Below are 2,235 nucleotides of genomic sequence, written 5' to 3'. Positions count from 1 at the left end.
CCGGTTTCAAGGATGTGGCAGCGATGGGTGAGGCGATCGAGGGGTGCCGTGGTCATCTTTGCATCGCCAAAAACGCTGGCCCACTCGCTGAAGCTGAGGTTGGTGGTGATGACCACACTGGTGCGCTCGTATAGTTTGCTGAGAAGATGGAACAGCAGCGCACCGCCCGAGGCACTGAACGGCAGGTAGCCGAGCTCGTCGAGGATCACCAATTCGGTCTTCACCAGCGCCTCGGCGATCTTTCCAGCCTTTCCCTGGGCCTTTTCTTGTTCCAGCGCATTCACCAGTTCGACGGTCGAGAAGAAGCGCACCCGCTTGCGATGATGCTCAATGGCCTGAATGCCCAATGCAGTCGCTACGTGGCTTTTCCCAGTTCCGGGTCCGCCGATCAGGACCACGTTCTCGGCCGCGTCCATGAACTCGCACCGATGCAGTTGGCGCACGAGGGCTTCGTTGACCTCGCTGGCGGCGAAGTCGAAGCCAGAGAGGTCCTTGTAGGCCGGGAAGCGCGCGGCCTTCATGTGATAGGCAATGGAGCGCACCTCGCGTTCGGCCATTTCAGCCTTGAGCAGTTGCGACAGAATCGGGATTGCCGCGTCAAATGCAGGCGCGCCCTGTTCCATGAGGTCATGCACTGCCTGCGCCATGCCTGGCATCTTCAGGCTGCGCAGCATGATGACAATTGCGGCCCCGGCGGGATCATGACGCATGGCGTGTGCCTCCCCGCAGTCCATCGTAGCGTGCAACGTTGGCCTCAGGCTCCTTCTTCAGGGCGAGGCTTGCGAAGTCACATCGGGCTGGTCAGTTGGTGTGCCATCCACCAGCCTATGGAGCAGGTTGAGCACATGGGTCTTGGTCGGCACGCCCGCCTCCAGAGCCATTTCCACGGCGCACAGCACGTCCTGTTCGTCATGATGCAGCACCAAGGACAGGATCTCGACCATCTCGCGATCGCCGCCGGGCTTGCGCAGCATCTGCCCCTGCAATTGACGGAACGCCTCTGGCATCTCGACGAAGGGCGCACCATTGCGTAGCGCGCCCGGCTTGCGCTGGACCACGGCGAGGTAATGTCGCCAGTCATAGATGACGCGGCCAGGTTGCCGGTGTGACCGCTCAATGATGCGCTGATGCTCGCAGACCATGTGCCCTTCGGCGTCATGCCGCAGGCATGCTTTCAGCATGACGATCACCAGCCGTTCAGGGTAGATGTGCAGGCTGACGGGGCGGTTTGCGAAGCTGGCAGGCACAGAGTAGCGATTGCGGTCGAAGGTGATAAGGCACGTGGGCGATACGCGCTTGCTCTGTTCGACAAAGCCATCAAAGGCCGTAGGCAAGGGCATCAGTGCCGACTTCTCAGCCTCCCAGGCATCGGCAATACTGCCAGACAAAGTGCCATGCGCAGTCTCGGCCCACAGAACCCTGCAGCGCTCTTCAAGCCAGCCATTCAGCGCATCGAGATCTGGGAAGGCTGGCATCACCTGCCAGAGCCGATGGCGCGCATCGCGGACATTCTTCTCGACCTGGCCACTCGCCATTGTCCTCGGACCAATGGCGGACAAAGGCTCGTTCCCAGCCCGCTGCCGGATTGCAAAAATTGGCCTCAAAAACGTAGTGGCTGGTCATGGTCAGGAACCGCGCATTTACATCGCGCTTCTTGCCCGCGCCCACGCGATCCACCGCCGTCTTCATGTTGTCGTAGATCCCGCGGCCCGGAACGCCCTCAAAGACCCGGAACGCGTGCCAGTGCGCGTCAAACAGCATCTCATGCGTCTGCAATAGATAGGCCCTGACCAGAAACGCCCGACTGTGCGACAGCTTGATATGGGCCACCTGTAACTTGATGCGCTCGCCGCCGACATGGGCCCAGTCCTCGCTCCAGTCGAACTGGAACGCCTCGCCAGGCCGGAACACCAGCGGCACGAATGTCCCGCGATCGGTCGTCTGCTGCGCACGTTGCCGATCCCCTCTCCATGCCCGCACAAAGGCCGCGACCCGCTCACACGAGCCGTCACAGCCAAGCTGCACCAAATCAGCATGCATCTGCTTCGCGGTCCGCCGATCCTTGTGCGACTTGCGCTGCTCCGTCACCAGCCAGCCTGTCAGCTTCTCTGCATACGAGTCCAGCTTGCTTGGCCTTGATGGCGCCTGAAACTTGGGCTCAACAGTGCCCGCCCGCAAATACCTCCTGATGCTGTTGCGAGACAGCCCGGTCCGCCGTGAAATCTCGCGGATGGG

At 61.4% G+C, this 2,235-nt stretch carries 1 protein-coding gene and 1 pseudogene; both read right to left on the bottom strand.

The window, feature by feature from the left end; genetic code table 11:
• Positions 1-710 (bottom strand): IS21-like element helper ATPase IstB (gene istB, locus ILP92_RS18170; RefSeq protein ID WP_198917827.1); only part of this gene is annotated, 710 nt, incomplete at its 3' end.
• Positions 700-2,235 (bottom strand): annotated as a pseudogene (gene istA / locus ILP92_RS18165) (IS21 family transposase); the annotation flags it as partial. The gene istB and the pseudogene istA, both read right to left, overlap by 11 nt.

Source organism: Palleronia pontilimi, from assembly GCF_016412875.1.
GTDB lineage: Bacteria > Pseudomonadota > Alphaproteobacteria > Rhodobacterales > Rhodobacteraceae > Palleronia > Palleronia pontilimi.
This window is presented reverse-complemented; position numbering and strand designations above follow the sequence as displayed.